Origin of the sequence: Mesorhizobium sp. BAC0120 (genome assembly GCF_033542235.1) — a bacterium.
GTDB lineage: Bacteria > Pseudomonadota > Alphaproteobacteria > Rhizobiales > Rhizobiaceae > JAWRCU01.
The window spans coordinates 225,765-240,225 of sequence record NZ_JAWRCU010000003.1; the positions used below are offsets into that span (position 1 = coordinate 225,765).

18 protein-coding genes are annotated in these 14,461 nt (G+C 62.1%); 13 read left to right on the forward strand and 5 right to left on the reverse strand.

Annotated features, from left to right (window positions below; translation table 11 throughout):
- Positions 1-31 precede the first annotated feature (31 nt).
- The gene (locus tag SAZ10_RS33575; RefSeq protein WP_412535178.1) at positions 32-337 is read left to right on the forward strand and encodes a NepR family anti-sigma factor; all 306 of its coding nucleotides are present in this window, start codon (positions 32-34) and stop codon (positions 335-337) included.
- Positions 337-879, forward strand: coding sequence for a sigma-70 family RNA polymerase sigma factor (locus SAZ10_RS07930; protein ID WP_318608669.1), 543 nt, complete (start codon positions 337-339; stop codon positions 877-879). Before SAZ10_RS33575 ends, SAZ10_RS07930 begins: the two co-directional genes overlap by 1 nt.
- Before the next feature lie 79 nt (positions 880-958).
- Here SAZ10_RS07930 and SAZ10_RS07935 read toward each other — a convergent pair whose 3' ends face one another.
- Entirely contained in the window at positions 959-1,330 is a 372-nt protein-coding gene (locus SAZ10_RS07935; protein ID WP_318608670.1) for a response regulator, read from the reverse strand.
- 135 nt (positions 1,331-1,465) lie between these two features.
- Positions 1,466-2,599 carry an AI-2E family transporter gene (locus tag SAZ10_RS07940; RefSeq protein ID WP_318608671.1) on the reverse strand — a complete coding sequence of 378 codons (1,134 nt, stop codon included), beginning with the start codon at positions 2,597-2,599 and terminating at the stop codon, positions 1,466-1,468.
- Positions 2,600-2,782: 183 nt separating this feature from the next.
- Here SAZ10_RS07940 and SAZ10_RS07945 point away from each other — a divergent pair, with 183 nt between their 5' ends.
- From SAZ10_RS07945 to SAZ10_RS07955, 3 genes are all read left to right on the forward strand, one after another.
- On the forward strand, positions 2,783-3,097 hold the full coding sequence (locus SAZ10_RS07945) for a hypothetical protein (RefSeq protein WP_318608672.1): 315 nt from the start codon (positions 2,783-2,785) through the stop codon (positions 3,095-3,097).
- Positions 3,098-3,245: 148 nt separating this feature from the next.
- Positions 3,246-3,686 (forward strand): hypothetical protein, encoded by a 441-nt coding sequence (locus tag SAZ10_RS07950; protein WP_318608673.1) that lies wholly within the window; start codon positions 3,246-3,248, stop codon positions 3,684-3,686.
- Between the two features lie 110 nt (positions 3,687-3,796).
- Positions 3,797-3,991, forward strand: a complete 195-nt coding sequence (locus SAZ10_RS07955) for a hypothetical protein (protein WP_318608674.1) — start codon at positions 3,797-3,799, stop codon at positions 3,989-3,991.
- Positions 3,992-4,015: 24 nt separating this feature from the next.
- Here SAZ10_RS07955 and SAZ10_RS07960 read toward each other — a convergent pair whose 3' ends face one another.
- Positions 4,016-4,909, reverse strand: coding sequence for a diacylglycerol kinase family lipid kinase (locus SAZ10_RS07960; RefSeq protein WP_318608675.1), 894 nt, complete (start codon positions 4,907-4,909; stop codon positions 4,016-4,018).
- 275 nt (positions 4,910-5,184) lie between these two features.
- On the opposite strand from SAZ10_RS07960, the gene SAZ10_RS07965 reads away from it, so the two are divergent.
- Positions 5,185-5,676: a PRC-barrel domain-containing protein gene (locus SAZ10_RS07965; RefSeq protein WP_318608676.1), complete on the forward strand. Its 492-nt coding sequence runs from the start codon at positions 5,185-5,187 to the stop codon at positions 5,674-5,676.
- Positions 5,677-5,780: 104 nt separating this feature from the next.
- On the opposite strand, the gene SAZ10_RS07970 is transcribed toward SAZ10_RS07965, so the two are convergent.
- Positions 5,781-7,316, reverse strand: a complete 1,536-nt coding sequence (locus tag SAZ10_RS07970; protein WP_318608677.1) for an alkaline phosphatase family protein — start codon at positions 7,314-7,316, stop codon at positions 5,781-5,783.
- A gap of 273 nt (positions 7,317-7,589) precedes the next feature.
- Between SAZ10_RS07970 and SAZ10_RS07975 the strand changes: the two genes are divergently transcribed.
- Genes SAZ10_RS07975 through SAZ10_RS07990 form a run of 4 tightly spaced genes read left to right on the forward strand, consistent with a single transcriptional unit; the run spans position 7,590 to position 10,834 of the window.
- Complete coding sequence (locus SAZ10_RS07975) at positions 7,590-8,522, forward strand: VOC family protein (protein WP_318608678.1); 933 nt, start codon at positions 7,590-7,592, stop codon at positions 8,520-8,522.
- An 11-nt stretch (positions 8,523-8,533) separates the two neighbouring features.
- A complete protein-coding gene (locus tag SAZ10_RS07980; protein ID WP_318608679.1) occupies positions 8,534-9,160 on the forward strand; it encodes an alpha/beta hydrolase in 627 nt (208 codons plus the stop codon).
- Positions 9,161-9,185: 25 nt separating this feature from the next.
- Positions 9,186-9,485 (forward strand): GNAT family N-acetyltransferase, encoded by a 300-nt coding sequence (locus SAZ10_RS07985; RefSeq protein ID WP_318608680.1) that lies wholly within the window; start codon positions 9,186-9,188, stop codon positions 9,483-9,485.
- Between the two features lie 17 nt (positions 9,486-9,502).
- Positions 9,503-10,834, forward strand: coding sequence for a flavin monoamine oxidase family protein (locus SAZ10_RS07990; RefSeq protein ID WP_318608681.1), 1,332 nt, complete (start codon positions 9,503-9,505; stop codon positions 10,832-10,834).
- On the opposite strand, the gene SAZ10_RS07995 is transcribed toward SAZ10_RS07990, so the two are convergent.
- Positions 10,791-11,471, reverse strand: a complete 681-nt coding sequence (locus SAZ10_RS07995; RefSeq protein WP_318608682.1) for a DNA alkylation repair protein — start codon at positions 11,469-11,471, stop codon at positions 10,791-10,793. The genes SAZ10_RS07990 and SAZ10_RS07995 overlap by 44 nt on opposite strands.
- Before the next feature lie 283 nt (positions 11,472-11,754).
- Between SAZ10_RS07995 and SAZ10_RS08000 the strand changes: the two genes are divergently transcribed.
- From SAZ10_RS08000 to SAZ10_RS08010, 3 genes are read left to right on the forward strand one after another with little or no spacing between them, the layout of a single operon-like run.
- Positions 11,755-12,963 (forward strand): ABC transporter substrate-binding protein, encoded by a 1,209-nt coding sequence (locus SAZ10_RS08000; protein WP_318608683.1) that lies wholly within the window; start codon positions 11,755-11,757, stop codon positions 12,961-12,963.
- 23 nt (positions 12,964-12,986) lie between these two features.
- Positions 12,987-13,760 (forward strand): ABC transporter ATP-binding protein, encoded by a 774-nt coding sequence (locus tag SAZ10_RS08005; RefSeq protein ID WP_318609113.1) that lies wholly within the window; start codon positions 12,987-12,989, stop codon positions 13,758-13,760.
- Positions 13,753-14,460, forward strand: coding sequence for an ABC transporter ATP-binding protein (locus SAZ10_RS08010; RefSeq protein ID WP_318608684.1), 708 nt, complete (start codon positions 13,753-13,755; stop codon positions 14,458-14,460). Before SAZ10_RS08005 ends, SAZ10_RS08010 begins: the two co-directional genes overlap by 8 nt.
- Position 14,461: the final 1 nt, after the last annotated feature.

Below are 14,461 nucleotides of genomic sequence, written 5' to 3' on the forward strand. Positions count from 1 at the left end.
GCGTTAGCCGCCCAATCGGCGGGAGTTCATCTTGCTGAGGGATATCTGCGCGCCTGATGCTTCGGGGGCCAGGTGTGTGACGGCAGAAAGGGTGGGGCAATTCAGGTCCATGACAAAAACGAAAAGTGAAGCGCGGGGCACGAGGCCGATGCGGGAGAGGACATCATCGGCCGATCTTCTCGGCCCCAATTCGGAAATTGCCCGGAAACTGAAGCAATACCACGATGAGTTGCTTTCGCTTGATGTGCCCGACCGCTTTGCGGAGCTCTTGACCCGGTTGGAACACGCCGAGCTTGAGGGTCGGCTGGAGGCGACTGAAACAAAGGCCGAAAGCTGATGTCGGATACATTCAAGTCCGACCTGCTCGCGGCCATTCCCAGCCTGAGAGCGTTTGCGGTGTCGCTCGCACAAAACTCCGACCGGGCCGACGACCTCGTCCAGGAGACGCTGGTCAAGGCATGGGACAAGCAAGCGAGCTTCCAACCCGGCACCAATCTCAAAGCATGGCTGTTCACCATCCTGCGCAACGAGTTCTATTCGCAGATGCGCAAACGCGGACGCGAGGTGCAGGACAGCGAAGGCGCCATGACCGCGAGGCTGGCCGTGCATCCGAGCCAGGAAGGCAAGCTCGACCTGGATGATTTCCGCAAGGCGCTGCAGCAGCTCCCCGAGGATCAGCGCGAGGCGATCATCCTCATCGGCGCATCCGGTTTTTCCTACGAAGAGGCGGCCGAGATCTGCGATTGCGCGGTGGGCACGATCAAGAGCCGGGTAAGCCGCGCTCGCGCACGGCTCCAGGAGATATTGAAGATTTCCGGCGAGGCCGAATACGGGCCGGACGCTATCTCCGCCCAGGTGATGGGCTCCTCGGCGACCTGATTGCGATCAGGGAACGATCCCGAACCGACATTTCGGGATCGTGCTGCAAGGCGAAGAGCGCGCGCTCGTTCCCGCCGCGCTAGGTTCGACCCGCGGCCGTTGCCACGGCCGCGACGAGGTCGTCTCCCGCAAAGGGCTTTCCGATCACCGGGACGCCTGGGAAATCTTTCTTAACCTCCTCGACTTCGACATAGGCCGAGGCCAGCACGAAGGGCCTGCCGGACTTCGCGAGCTGTTCCGCAAGGGGCAGGGCCGAAACGCCGGAAAGCAAGACGTCGATGATGGCGACGTCGAAATCGGCCACCATCTTCTCATCGACTTCATCGAGACCGTGCCTGACGACGACCTCTGCTGCACCGTAGTCGCGGCACAATGATTCGACGTGCATGGCTATCAGAAAATCATCTTCGAGCAGCAGGATGCGAAGATCCCTAAGTGCGTCGGCCGACACGGTTGAACGCTCCTACACGACGGCCCCGCGCTCCCGACGATCATTGATGACCAAATTTGCCCGGCATGTCATTTGGAAAAAGCAGGGCAGCAAGGAATTCGCCGGATCCCGGTCGACAGAGAGACTCATTCCCGCTCAGCGTCGGTCATGTTTCACGAAATCCGGCCAATCGGTCCCCGGGAAGGTGTTTCGTATGACGGCATAGCAGACGAGCAGGGCTGGAATGGCGATGAAGCCGCCAAGCGGACCCCACAGCCAGAGCCAGAAGACCAGCGCCAGCACGATCAGGAATGGGTTGAGCGTCATGGTGCGGCCGATCACCAATGGCGTCACGAACTGCGACTCGATGAGGTTTATCGCCTGGTAGACGAGCGGCGGTATGAGCGCGCCACTCAGCGTGTCGAATTGGGTGAGCCCGACCGCAAAGAGCACAATGGTCATCAGCAGCGGCCCGAGGAAGACCACGAAATTGGCGACGGTCGCCAGCGCACCCCATAGAATCGCGGAAGGAAGGCCGATCAGATGGAGGCCGAGCCCGACGGCAACACCTTCTGTCACGTTGATGATGGTAACCGACAGCAGATAGCTCGAGACCAGGGCTTCGACGTCGCGGAAAATATGCGCGACCCGCCAGCGAAGCCGGCGCGTGATGCAGAGCTTCAGGACCGCCACCCTCGTCTCGTGCCGTGTCGCGACAAAAAAGTAGAGGCTGGCCAAGAAAATGAGGATCTGCGCTCCCACCGCTGGCGCCAGCGTCGCCATGCTCTCCACGGGCAGGCCTTCGTCGACCGAAACGGTAAGCCCCTTGTTGCCGATGGCGTTACGCAACTCGTCGCGTGCGGCGCTTAGCGCCTCGATCGGCTGCTTCAACTGTGAGAGCTGGTTCTGGAGCTGTTGCCACATCTGCGGGATGCGGCCGCTCCACAGCGAAAGGGGAGTGGCGACCACCAGCGCAAAGAGCCCGACGACAAGGATGAACAGCACGAACACCGCGAAAGCCGACAGCTTGGGGGGCACGCCGTGGCGCTCGAGTTCGGATGCGACGGGCCCGAGCATCAGGCCGACAACGATGCCTGTCGCCACCGGCGCAAGGATGTATTCGCCAGCGTCCAGCGCGAACACGAAGGCGATGAGGCCGACGAAGACCATGGCGACTTGTGAGCCGCGTGCCAGGAAAAGCTCGAAGTTCGATTTTGGAGGAAGCCGGACGATCGGCGCCTTTTTCGGAGGCCGGACAATGGGGGCCTTCTTCGCGGTGCGGTTCGACATCGGTATTTCCGGTGGAACTGCCTTATCAAACGCAATCTTGCGATGACGGGTTCCCGGGGAGGAACCACGATGCACCCAGCAGCGTTTGCTCATTCGAAACATTCACGTCAGCACAACGCAGGGAGGATCAGCATGGCAAAAGCAGGACCGGGAATGGCAGGACCGGGCATGGCAGGCCCCGGAATGGCCACCGACAAGAACGGCTCGCAGAGGAACGAAGACCTCAACGCTGAAATAGAGCAGCTGAAAAGCGATATCGCCAAACTGGCCAGACAGCTTCAGGAGACGGGCCAGCATTCCTACGGCGCTGCGCGCCGTGTTGCCAGTGAAGGTATGGAACAGATGAGAGCGCAAGGCGAGGCGGCCTTGGAGCAGCTAAGGGCAAATGCGGGCGACCTGGAGAGGCGGCTCGCAGATACGGTGCGCGAGAAACCGGTAACGGCGCTGGCAATTGCCGCAGGAATCGGGTTCCTGTTTGCGATGATGTCGCGTCGCTAGAGGATAATCCCGAAAGATGATCCCGAACCGAAGGTCAGCATAGCAAAAGGTTGTAGACTTTTTCGGATTGGATCATGCTGCAAGAACAAGGAAACTAGAGCGGGATGAATGGCTCCGCTCGAATTCATCCCGCTCTGGAGTTCCCCGAATGCTGGCTTCGCTGATTGCAGCCTTCGTCTCCGGCGAAGCGGTGGACATGGCGCGGCGCGCCAAGTGGACTGCGATAGCCTATCTGCTTGCTGCCGTCCTTTGTCTTTGTGGGCTCGGCTTTCTGATCGCTGCGCTTTACATGACGACTGCCCGCCGCTTCGGCGGCATCGAGGCGGCGATCGGCTTTGGCATCGCCTTTCTCGTGCTGGCCGGAATCGTCCTTGCGGTCAAATCGATCGTCATTTCGGTCCGCCGAAAGCGAAGTCGCCGGGGTATTGATCTGGCGACGATTGCGGGAGCTGGGGCGGTCAGCGCGCTACCGATTCTGCTGCGAAGCAAAGCCGGCATTATCGGCCCCTTGGTCGCGCTCGCAGCCTATGCGATCTACCGGGAGAACCGGAAGAAAACTCCCGACGACCTCGACAAGCTGCGCAAGTAGCTGCGCCGATAGCACAGGATTGCGGCCACCGAGGTGGGCCTTTGAGTGGAACCACGGCCGCGGCTCACGATTTACCCCTCGACACACATTGTCCTGTGGAGGGAGCCGCAATGCCCAAAACCATCCCGACCGACAAGGCGCGCCAGGGTCGGCGCGGCCGCAACGTTCTCCTCATTCTGCTGGGAGGCCTGCTCCTTGCCTTCATCGTCTGGGCCCTCGTCGAGATCTATGGCAGGACGATCGAGCCTCCGCAGGGCAGGACTTCGGCGATGATCGAACCTCCCCCCACCCTGCTCCTCACCTGACCTCGTTCGGATTGCGCTCTCCGCTCAGGACGGAACGAGCACGTTGAGGACCTTCTTGTGAATCTCAAAGGCGGTCACGCGGTCGAGCGGCAGCAGCTCTCCGTCGATGACACAAAGCCGCTTTTCTCGCCCCGAAAGGAGCTTCAGCACGGCTCTTTCGCTCTCGTGGATCTCGATATGCGGATTGTCGCGCCAGCGCCCCCTCGCGATGTTGAGGAAAAGGCGCACAAGCTGCCCTTTGCCGCGGGCGACGGTAACATAGATGCCGAGCACGCCGCCGTCAGGGCAATCTGCATAGGGCAGATGACCTTCTCCGAACAGGTTGTTGGTGATGCTGATGGCAGTGGTCCGCGTCAGCATATCGGCATCGCCGATGTTCAACGCGATACTGAGCGATGGCGGGTCGAGCAGAGTGGCGAACGCAGCCCGAACGGAAGCCCCGATCTTCCCCAGCCGCGAAGCGAACTCCATGCCCTCTCGCATGCCGACCATCTCTGCATGCATGCCGATCGAGAACTGATGGATGAAAGGCCGGCCGTTGGCGCTCGCCATATCGACGGGTCTGACCTGACCATGGGCGAAGGCATCCATCGCAGCATCGAGCGAAAGCGGGATCCCCAATCCACGGGCGAACAGGTTCATCGTTCCCGCCGGCAGGATGGCAAGCGCCTTCCCTTTGCCCATCAACGCAGCAGCCGCGCTCGATACGCTGCCGTCGCCGCCGCCGACGATCACGACCTCGGCCTGGCTCGCGGCAGCCCTTCGAAGTGCATCGTCGACATCGGCGCCCGATACGGCCTCGATATCGAGTTCATGACCTGCCTTGCCCAGGATATCGGTCATTCTCCCGCTGAATTCGTCGAGATCGATCGTACGCAGCGTTCCGCCGTCCTTATTGAGCACCGCAATGAAGCGCATCTGGAAAACTTGGCCTCGAATGCAATCGACAGTGAGTAGCGAGGATAAACGGGCCGAAGCAAGCTGATCGCAAGGAAAGAGACAGTTTGCGAAAAGGTTCCGAACCGACGACGTCTGCGCGCACGATTATTCGTGGAATCTAATACAAAGGAACCACTATGTGCTCGCGACGTTGTGAACTGAGAACACGTGAGGCCGCGCCCGGCCATGCCTCTAATAGTGCAACTCGGCGCGCCACGCAGTTCTGCGAACAAGGATTCGAAGGAGAAGGCATCATGATCCGCAATCTGTTGGTCACCACAGCGCTTGCGACATTTGTCGCGACGGGGGCCGTTTACGCCCAGCAGTCTACGGCACCGTCGACGGCGTCCGAGCCGCCAAGAGCAGTTCAGGCCGAAGGATATCTGGCGAGCAACTATATTGGCGAGAATGTCTATAATGGGACAGGCGACAACGCCGAAAAGATCGGCGACGTGAACGACCTCGTCGTCGATTCGAACGGAACCGTGAAGTCGGTGGTCATCGGCGTCGGAGGCTTTCTCGGGATCGGCGAAAAGAACGTCGCGATCGACTTTCCCAAGCTCTCCTGGATGGAGGGCAATGGCGACCGCTGGCTGGTGACGGACGCGACCAAGGAGCAGCTCCAGAGCATGCCGGATTTCGACCGCTCGCGTTACGAGCCGGCCTCGCCGGCGACTGGGTCGATCGGCACCGGCTCGACCGAACCGAGTTCCACGACACCTGCCCCTTCCGGGACCGCACAGTAACTTCGAACCGTCTCACAGCAACCGGAGGGCCCGCGCCGGTCACAGCGCGGGCCCTCAGAGCATCGGATCGAGACTGCGCAGCGGTTTCGGACAAATCCGAGGCGTCACGGCAACGCGTGATATTCGCCAGCGACCCCGCCTTCAGTCAGCTCCGATAGCGCCAATGATTGGTCGAGATGTTCGGCGCGCCAGGCAAGCAGTCGCTCGGCCATCTCGACCCGGACAGGCTGATAGGCCGGGTCTTCGGCGAGGTTCACCGTCTCTGCAGGATCGTCGGCGAGGTCGAACAGCACCGGCGGCAGTCCCCCGCCGAAATGCGCATATTTGAATCGCTCGGTACGGACTACCGCCAGATTGCACTGGCGCGATGATATGCCGAAGTGCCGCTCTGCAATTCCTGCCGTGATCGATCGGAAGTCGAATTCCCAATGTGCGGCATCGCGCCAGCCTGTCGGGTGCTCGCCGGAAAGGAACGGCACCAGCGATCGCCCGTCGAGATGGGCCGGGATCTTGCCGCCCAAAAGATCGAGCACGGTGGGCAGGATGTCGACAGCCTCCGTGAAGGCCTCCACCTTGCGGCCCGACATCTCTCTTCTGCCGGGATCGCGAATGATCAGGGGGACATGGTAGCTGCCATCGAAGAAACCGCCTTTGCCGAGCATGAAATGGTCTCCCATCATCTCCGCATGGTCGGAAGTGAGGATGACGATCGTGTCGTCCCACTGGCCGCTGTTCCTGAGGCTCGAAAAGACGCGGCCAAGCTGCGTGTCGACCTCCGAGATCATGCCGTAATAGAGCACACGTATCTGCCGGAATGCGGCGTCGTCCCAATCGGCGACTTTGCCGTCCTGGCCGACGACGAAGTTCTCCTTCCTCTGCGTTTCAAATTCGAGGCCGATGCTGGGATGTATCCGCTGCTCGGCATCTCTCGTCGCAGCCCGTCGGAACTGCGGTCCATCGGCCGGATCGTACATGGCGTTGTAGGGCTCCGGCACTACGAAGGGCGGGTGTGGCGAAAGGAAGGACAGATGCGCAAACCAGCCTGTATCCTGCTCGCTCAGCCAGCGTATGAACTCTTGCGCGATGAAGGCGGCCGGGGTCTCGTCCTTCGAATAAGCGGGCGGCGCATTGGTGACGCCTCCTCCCCCTCCGACAGGCCGGTGAATCCACGGGAACCCTGCGCTTGCGTCGACGCCCTGGGCAGCGAGCCACGAGAGCCATGGCCTCTGGTGTTCTGGCAGAAGCTGCCGCGCCGTGAAGCCGGCAAGAACGCCTTCATAGGTGGTGAGCACCGGATCGCTGGGCGAGAACAGGCGCGGGTCGGGCGCGCTGTCGGAATAGCCGAACAATGTCGGAGCATAACCGAGACGGCGTGCGAAAAGCGCGATGTTGCCATGACGCATATCGAGCGGCGTGCCGTTGCGGCAGACGCGATTGGTCATCTGGTAGAGACCGGTATAGAGACAGGCCCGTGCCGGCGCACACGGCGCGGCTCCTGCATAGTGGCGCCGGAAAAGCACCCCTTCTGCCGCAAGCGCGTCGGCATGCGGCGTCTTCACGACCGGATGGCCGGCTGCCGAGAGACATTCGCCGCGCCACTGGTCGCAAGTGATCAAGAGGAGATTGGGTCGTTTGGCCATCCGCCGCCCTCGATTGAATACGCCTACATCGAGCCGATTCAGCTGCGCGACGCAAGCAGGCCAAGACATTGAACAATCCAGGCGCGATTGTTCACTAAAAGTAGACGGTCCATATCGGTCAGCATATCTCCCCGCCATCGGCAACTGCCGCCATATTCCCTGCATCGCGGCGCTGCCGCTTCAGAGCATGATCCCGAAACTCGGCACACAGGAAAGTTGCGGGTTTTTCGGACGATATCATGCTGCAGGAACAAGAGCCGAAAGGAGCTCGATATGCTCGACCAGATCAAGGGCCTGCACCACGTGACCTCGATGGCAAAGGATGCACGCGAGAACAATGACTTCTTCACCCATAAGCTCGGCCTGCGCCGCGTGAAGAAGACGGTCAATTTCGACGCGCCGGATGTCTATCATCTTTATTATGGCGACGAGGTCGGCACGCCGGGCTCTGTTATGACCTATTTCCCCTTTCCCAATATCGGCAGGGGCCGCCATGGCGTCGGCGAGGTCGGCACGACAGTGTTCTCCATACCGGAAGGCACGCTCCGCTATTGGCGCGAGCGCCTGATGAAGGAAGGTGTCACCGGCCTTAAAGCCGATGCGAGCTTCGGTGAGAACCGCTTGCTGTTCGACGGTCCGGACGGCGACAGCTTTGCGCTGGTCGAGGTCAAGGACGACGAACGCGCGCCCTGGACACATGGCGGCGTGCCGGCCGACGAGGCAATCCGCGGCTTCCATTCTGCCTCGCTGAGGCTGAAGGACGGCGGCGCGACCGAGGAGCTTCTGAAATTCATGGGTTACGAACCTGTCGATAGTTCCGGCAATATCAGGCGGCTCGCCATCGCAAACGGCAACGGCGCCGGCGTGATCGACATCGAGACGCTTCCCGGCGCAAACTATGCCGATCTCGGCGCGGGCTCCGTGCATCACATCGCCTTTGCCGTGGAAAACCGTGCGAAGCAGCTCGAGGTGCGCAAAGCGCTGGTCGACACCGGTTATCAGGTGACGCCGGTCATCGATCGCGATTACTTCTGGGCAATCTATTTCCGCACGCCCGGTGGGGTCTTGTTCGAGGTAGCCACCAACGAGCCCGGTTTCGACCGAGACGAGGACACGGCGCATCTCGGCGAAGCGCTGAAGCTGCCGAAGCAGCACGCCCATCTCAGGTCTTATCTCGAGAAGCACCTGCAGCCGATCGAGGGCTGAGGAGAAACAGCATGTCCATAGATAGCTACATCCATGCAGCGCTGCCCGGTTCGCCGGGCAGCCCACTCTTCTTCCTTTTTCACGGCACGGGCGGTGACGAGCGGCAGCTTGTCTCGCTCGGTCGCGAGCTGCTGCCTTCCGCGGCAATCGTCTCGCCGCGCGGCGATGTCTCGGAGTTCGGCGCCGCGCGCTTTTTCCGGCGCACAGGCGAGGGCGTCTATGACATGGACGACCTTGCGCTGCGCACAAAGAAGATGGCGGCGTTCATACGCGCCCATCGGAACGTGACGAAGCCCTCCGCCGTGATCGGCCTCGGCTATTCGAACGGGGCGAATATCCTTGCATCTGTCGTCTTCGCCGAACCGGAGCTGTTCGACGCGGCGGTGCTGATGCATCCGCTGATCCCGTTCCAGCCCGAGATCGACGGCGATCTGGCCGGCAAGCGCGTTCTGATCACGGCCGGGCGCCACGATCCGATCTGCCCGCCGAACCTCACTTCGCGGCTGGAAGCCTATTTGCGCGCGGCTGCTGCCGATGTCACTGTTGAGTGGCATGAGGGCGGGCATGAAATCCGTCCCAATGAAATTGAGGCGGCGAAGCGGTTCTTTTCGGCTTATGCCGCAAGGACGGGCGCATGATTACGAAAAACAAGGAGAAGAGCGAATGAGCGAGGCAGAGCCGAAGATCGAATTGGAGGATAGCGGCTCCAAGGGCCGCTACCTCTATCGTTCACCAGAAGGCGCGCTCGCCGAGATGACCTTCAGCAAGGTCGGCGAACGCATGATCATCATCGACCATACGGAAGTGCCTGACGCCTTTAGGGGCCAGGGCGTTGGCCTGCGGCTCGTCACGCGAGCCGTCGAGGATGCCCGGGCTGCGGGCAAGAAGATCATTCCGCTCTGCCCATTTGCCAATGCGCAATTCCGCCGCCATCCCGAGTGGGCTGACGTTCTGTCGAGATGAAAGACCCTGGCGGGCTTTTGAGCAGCAGTCATCAGGTCATCGTCGTCGGGGCGGGCTTCGCGGGGCTTTCCGCTGCGACCGAGCTCGCCTCCAGGAGCATTGACGTGGTTGTTCTGGAGGCTCGCGATCGCGTTGGCGGACGGGTCGAGTCGCTCCGCAACGCCCTTGGCGAGCGCTTCGACAGCGGAGGTCAGTTCTTCTGCGACGACATGACGGAGGTGACGGCGCTTGCGCGCCGTCACGGCAAGACCTTCGCCGAGACGCCGCTCGACGGCGCGTTCACGGCGCAGCCTCCCGTGAGCGCAGCCGAGGGCGAACGGATTTTCGCGGGCTCGACGGCGATCCGCGAGCGCATGAACGCCATCGATCCGGACGACCCCTCGATCAAGGGACTGACCGTCGGTGCGTGGCTAGAGCGCCAGGGCGATCCGCTCGCGGCGAAAGCTGCCTTTAACTCGATGATCGAAGGCCTCTGGTGCCGGCCGATCGGTGAGATCCCGCTATGGTATCTGATCGACAATGATCGCCGCATCACCAATACGGTCTGGGAACTTCAGTATTTTCCGGCCGAGACGATGCATTCGCTGGCCGACGATCTGGCGGCTGAGCTCGGCGATCGCCTGATGTTGAACACTGCGGTCGCGAGGATCGAGCGCAGCAGCGGAAAGATCAAGGTCCATACCTCGTCGAGGCTGTTCGAGGCAGACCAGGTCATCGTCGCGGTGCCGCCGGTGACGGCATCGCGAATCGCCTACAGGCCGGCCCTCCCGGAACCCTTGTCGCGGGCGCTCAATGCCTGGAAGAGCGGCACGGTGATGAAGGGCCAGTTCCGCTACGCCCGTGCGTTCTGGCGCGACAAGGGTTTGAACGGGATGGTCGCCTGGCGCGACATTCACGGCCTCTTTGCCCACGACAACAGTCGCGACGCGGACCACCCGACGCTGGTCGTCTACATCGGCGGCCCGCTGGCGGTCGAATGGCGCAGGCTCGGCGAAGCCGGCATCCGCGCGGAGCTGGCGAGACGGCTCGTCACCGCGCTCGGCCCCGAAGCGGAAGAATTCCTCGCGTTCACCCTGCGCGACTGGGTCGACGACCGATGGAGCGGCGGCGGCTACAGCGACCTCATCATGGAGATGGACGCGCGCAATGCAGAGGCGGTGCTCCTCGAAGGTGACGACAGGGTCCAGTTCGCCTCGTCCGAGCTGTCGCCATCCTTCCCGGGCTATGTCGAAGGCGCGATCGTGGCCGGCAAGATCGCGGCTGAGCGAGCTTTGCATGCTCTGGCTGAGCAGGACCGCACAAGCCTTATAAGACCTGCGCCTCCTCACGTCGGCGAACCATCTCGCTGATCCAGATCGGCGCGTAGGGCGGGGTGCAGCCGGGCGACGCCGGATAGTCGATGAGGACGGCGAGCCGCTCGCCGATCCCGATCGCCCGCTTGCGAAATTCCGGATGATGGATGCCGATCTCGGCCAGGCAGTGATTCATTGCCCACTGCTTGTGGTCCGGCGCCTGCTTCATCTCCCTCTCGATCTGATCGAGCAGTGCGCCGAGATCGAGCCCGTCGGCCTTCTTGACGACCCGTTCGGTCGTCAGGCTCCAGCCAGCGCGGCCGATGAGGTCGTCGCCATCCTTCCAGCTCAATCGGAGTTCCTCGGCGTGACGGCCGGGCTTCACCACGTTGACGATAAACCAGTCGAGCAGCTTGGGAGACCGGATGTCACGGATCATCCCGTTGAGCTCGGCAACGGAGAATGCCTTGGGCCTGCACAGCAGAGTCGTGAGAAGGCGCGCAGCGGTGTCGCCTGTTGCCCAGAGCTCGATTGCAAGGTCATGCTGCGCCTTGAACCGCTTGGCGAGGGCGCGCAGCTGGGTGAGATTCACACCGTGATCGTCACCACGCTGCTCGTTCGCCTCGCGCGTCTTCGGGTCCTCCAGTGCGGCAAGCTCACGCATGACTTCGCCAAGTGTGGTGCTGGTCGACATGATCCCTTCCTCCTTCAAGACGATCCCTCCCCGCGCGGCATTCCTGAGCCGCAGTTCTCGCATTTGCCGGCACCCGCCGCGCTCACCGGAAGGTGATCGAAATGCAGTGTTTGCGTTCGATCTTAGACGAAAAGCGCGTTCTCTGCTCCCCGGCTCAAATGTTACTAGTCATTACGGTCAGCAGCACGCCAGCGTCTCCGGGAACCAAGATCAACCGGAGCGTGTTGAGCGTCCCTGAGGCCTGCCATCTCTGGCCGGGCCACAAAAAGGGAGGAAATGATCCGTGAGAGTACTGCTCTTCGCTGCTGCAGCGCTTCTGGCCGCAACCGCCGTGCCGGCGACGGCCGCTCAGATATCCGATGGGAAGGTCAAGATCGGCATCCTCAACGACCAGTCCGGCGTCTATGCCGACTTCGGCGGCAAATGGTCGGTAGAGGCGGCAAAAATGGCCGTCGAGGATTTCGGCGGTTCCGTGCAGGGCGCACCCATCGAGGTGGTCAGCGCGGATCATCAGAACAAGCCAGACATCGCGTCCAACATCGCCCGGCAGTGGTACGACACCGAGCAGGTCGACGCCATCATGGAGCTGACGACCTCATCGGTCGCGCTCGCCGTGCAGGGCCTCTCGAAGGAGAAGAAGAAGATCGACATCGTCACCGGTGCGGCAACGACCGATCTCACCGGCAAGCAATGCTCGCCCTATGGATTCCATTGGGCCTATGACACGCATTCGCAAGCGGTCGGCACTGGTGGCGAACTGGTGAAGCAAGGCGGCGACACCTGGTTCTTCATTACCGTGGACTACGCCTTCGGCTATTCCCTGGAGGAGCAGACCACGCAATTCATCAAGAGCCATAACGGCAAGGTGCTCGGCTCTGTGCGCTACCCGCTGGGCGCTACGGACTACTCGTCATTCCTGCTGCAGGCCCAGTCATCGGGAGCCAAGATCGTCGGGCTGGCAAATGCCGGGCTCGACACGACGAACTCCATCAAGCAGGCGGCGGAATTCGGCATCGTCGCCGGTGGGCAGCGGCTGGCGGCTCTGCTGTTCACACTGGCGGAAGTGCATGGGCTGGGGCTGCAGGCCGCACAAGGCGTCGTGTTGACCGAAGGCTATTACTGGGACCGCGACGACAAGAGCCGCGAATTTGCTGACCGTTTCTTCAAGCGCACCGGCAGGATGCCGAACATGATCCAGGCCGGCACCTACTCGGCGGTGCTGCAATACCTCAAGGCCGTCGACAAAGCCAAGACCGACGAAACCGAGGCCGTGGCCAAAGAACTTCATGAGATGCCGGTCAACGACGTGTTCACGGCAAACGGCAAGGTGCTGCCCAACGGAAGAATGGTCCACGACATGTATCTCTACCAGGTGAAGAAGCCCGAAGAGAGCAAGAAAGACTGGGACTACTATACCTACCTCGCCACGATCCCCGGCGATGAGGCATTCATGAAAGCCGAAGAGAGCGGTTGTCCGCTCGTCAGCAAGTGACCGACACGGCGCCCGCTCCGGAATTGACAGGCGGCGGGGCGCCGCAGCGGGGAGCCGTGCTGTCTGCCCGCGGGTTGAGGCGTGATTTCGCCGGCTTCGTTGCCGTGAAGAACGTCGATCTCGACGTGCATCATGGCAAGATCCATGCCCTGATCGGTCCGAACGGCGCCGGCAAGACCACGGTGTTCAACCTGCTGACAAAGTTCATGCAGCCGAGCAGCGGCACGATCACGCTGCTCGGCGAGGACATCACCTACGCCTCGCCCGCCAGGGTCGCGCGCCTGGGTCTGGCGCGCTCGTTCCAGATTTCTGCCGTTTTCCCCCACCTCACCGTGCGCGACAATCTGCGCGTCGCGCTGCAGCGGCAGGCGGGCCTCGGCTTCCAGTTCTGGCGCCCCATTGCGGCGCTGGACCGCCTCAATCCCCGGGCGGAAGAGCTGCTCGATGCCGTCGGGCTTGCCAGGCTGCGCCATCGGCTGGCGGGCGACCTGTCTTATGGACGCAAGCGCGTGCTCGAGATCGCGACAACGCTCGCGCTCGACCCCAAGGTGCTGCTGCTCGACGAGCCCATGGCGGGCATGGGCAACGAAGATGTCGCCAGGATTTCTGACCTGATCCGCTCCGTCTCGAAGGAGCGAGCCGTTCTGATGGTGGAGCACAATCTCTCGGTCGTGGCCGATCTGTGCGATTGGGTGACGGTGATGCAGCGTGGCCAGATATTGGCGGCCGGCGACTACCGGACAGTCAGTTCCGACGACCGCGTCAAAATCGCCTATATGGGAACCGAGGATGGCTGAGGCTCCACTGCTTTCGGTGCGGGGCCTCAACGCGTGGTACGGCGAGGGCCACGCTCTGCACGGTGTCGACCTCGACGTCTTTCGCGGCGAGACAGTCACCTTGCTCGGCCGCAACGGCGTGGGCAAAACCACGACATTGCGGGCCATCCTGGGGCTCGTCCGAAAACGCACCGGCACGATCATGTTCGACGAGCGCGACCTGATTCGCCTCTCCCTGCACCGCGTCGCCCGTTGCGGCATCGGCTTCGTGCCGGAAGAGCGCGGCATCTTCTCGGCTCTGACCGTCGACGAGAACCTGCTGCTGCCGCCGGTCGTGGCACCGGGTGGCATGCCGGTCGAGGAGATATTCGAGCTCTTCCCCAACCTGAAGGAACGGCGCAAGAGCCAGGGGACCAAGCTTTCGGGCGGCGAACAGCAGATGCTGGCGATCGCACGTATGCTGAGAACCGGCGTCAAGCTGCTGCTGCTCGATGAGCCGACCGAAGGACTGGCGCCAGTCATCGTCAGCCGGATCGGCGAGGTGCTGCAGATGCTCAAAGCGCGCGGCATCACGGTGCTGCTGGTCGAGCAGAATTTCCGCTTCGCCAGGCGTGTTGCCGATCGATTCTACCTGATGGAGCATGGCCGCGTGACTTCCGGCTTTCCGGTCGGCGAGCTGGAAGCCCGCATGGACCTGCTACACGAGGTGCTGGGAGTGTAAG

Bases quoted from the DNA above. Each gene is read 5' to 3' on its own strand.
- SAZ10_RS07930 (WP_318608669.1), top strand. From the start codon at position 337: ATGTCGGATACATTCAAGTCCGACCTGCTCGCGGCCATTCCCAGCCTG.
- SAZ10_RS07940 (WP_318608671.1), bottom strand. From the start codon at position 2,599: ATGTCGAACCGCACCGCGAAGAAGGCCCCCATTGTCCGGCCTCCGAAA.
- SAZ10_RS07945 (WP_318608672.1), top strand. From the start codon at position 2,783: ATGGCCACCGACAAGAACGGCTCGCAGAGGAACGAAGACCTCAACGCT.
- SAZ10_RS07950 (WP_318608673.1), top strand. From the start codon at position 3,246: ATGCTGGCTTCGCTGATTGCAGCCTTCGTCTCCGGCGAAGCGGTGGAC.
- SAZ10_RS07955 (WP_318608674.1), top strand. From the start codon at position 3,797: ATGCCCAAAACCATCCCGACCGACAAGGCGCGCCAGGGTCGGCGCGGC.
- SAZ10_RS07960 (WP_318608675.1), bottom strand. From the start codon at position 4,909: ATGCGCTTCATTGCGGTGCTCAATAAGGACGGCGGAACGCTGCGTACG.
- SAZ10_RS07965 (WP_318608676.1), top strand. From the start codon at position 5,185: ATGATCCGCAATCTGTTGGTCACCACAGCGCTTGCGACATTTGTCGCG.
- SAZ10_RS07970 (WP_318608677.1), bottom strand. From the start codon at position 7,316: ATGGCCAAACGACCCAATCTCCTCTTGATCACTTGCGACCAGTGGCGC.
- SAZ10_RS07975 (WP_318608678.1), top strand. From the start codon at position 7,590: ATGCTCGACCAGATCAAGGGCCTGCACCACGTGACCTCGATGGCAAAG.
- SAZ10_RS07980 (WP_318608679.1), top strand. From the start codon at position 8,534: ATGTCCATAGATAGCTACATCCATGCAGCGCTGCCCGGTTCGCCGGGC.
- SAZ10_RS07985 (WP_318608680.1), top strand. From the start codon at position 9,186: ATGAGCGAGGCAGAGCCGAAGATCGAATTGGAGGATAGCGGCTCCAAG.
- SAZ10_RS07995 (WP_318608682.1), bottom strand. From the start codon at position 11,471: ATGTCGACCAGCACCACACTTGGCGAAGTCATGCGTGAGCTTGCCGCA.
- SAZ10_RS08010 (WP_318608684.1), top strand. From the start codon at position 13,753: ATGGCTGAGGCTCCACTGCTTTCGGTGCGGGGCCTCAACGCGTGGTAC.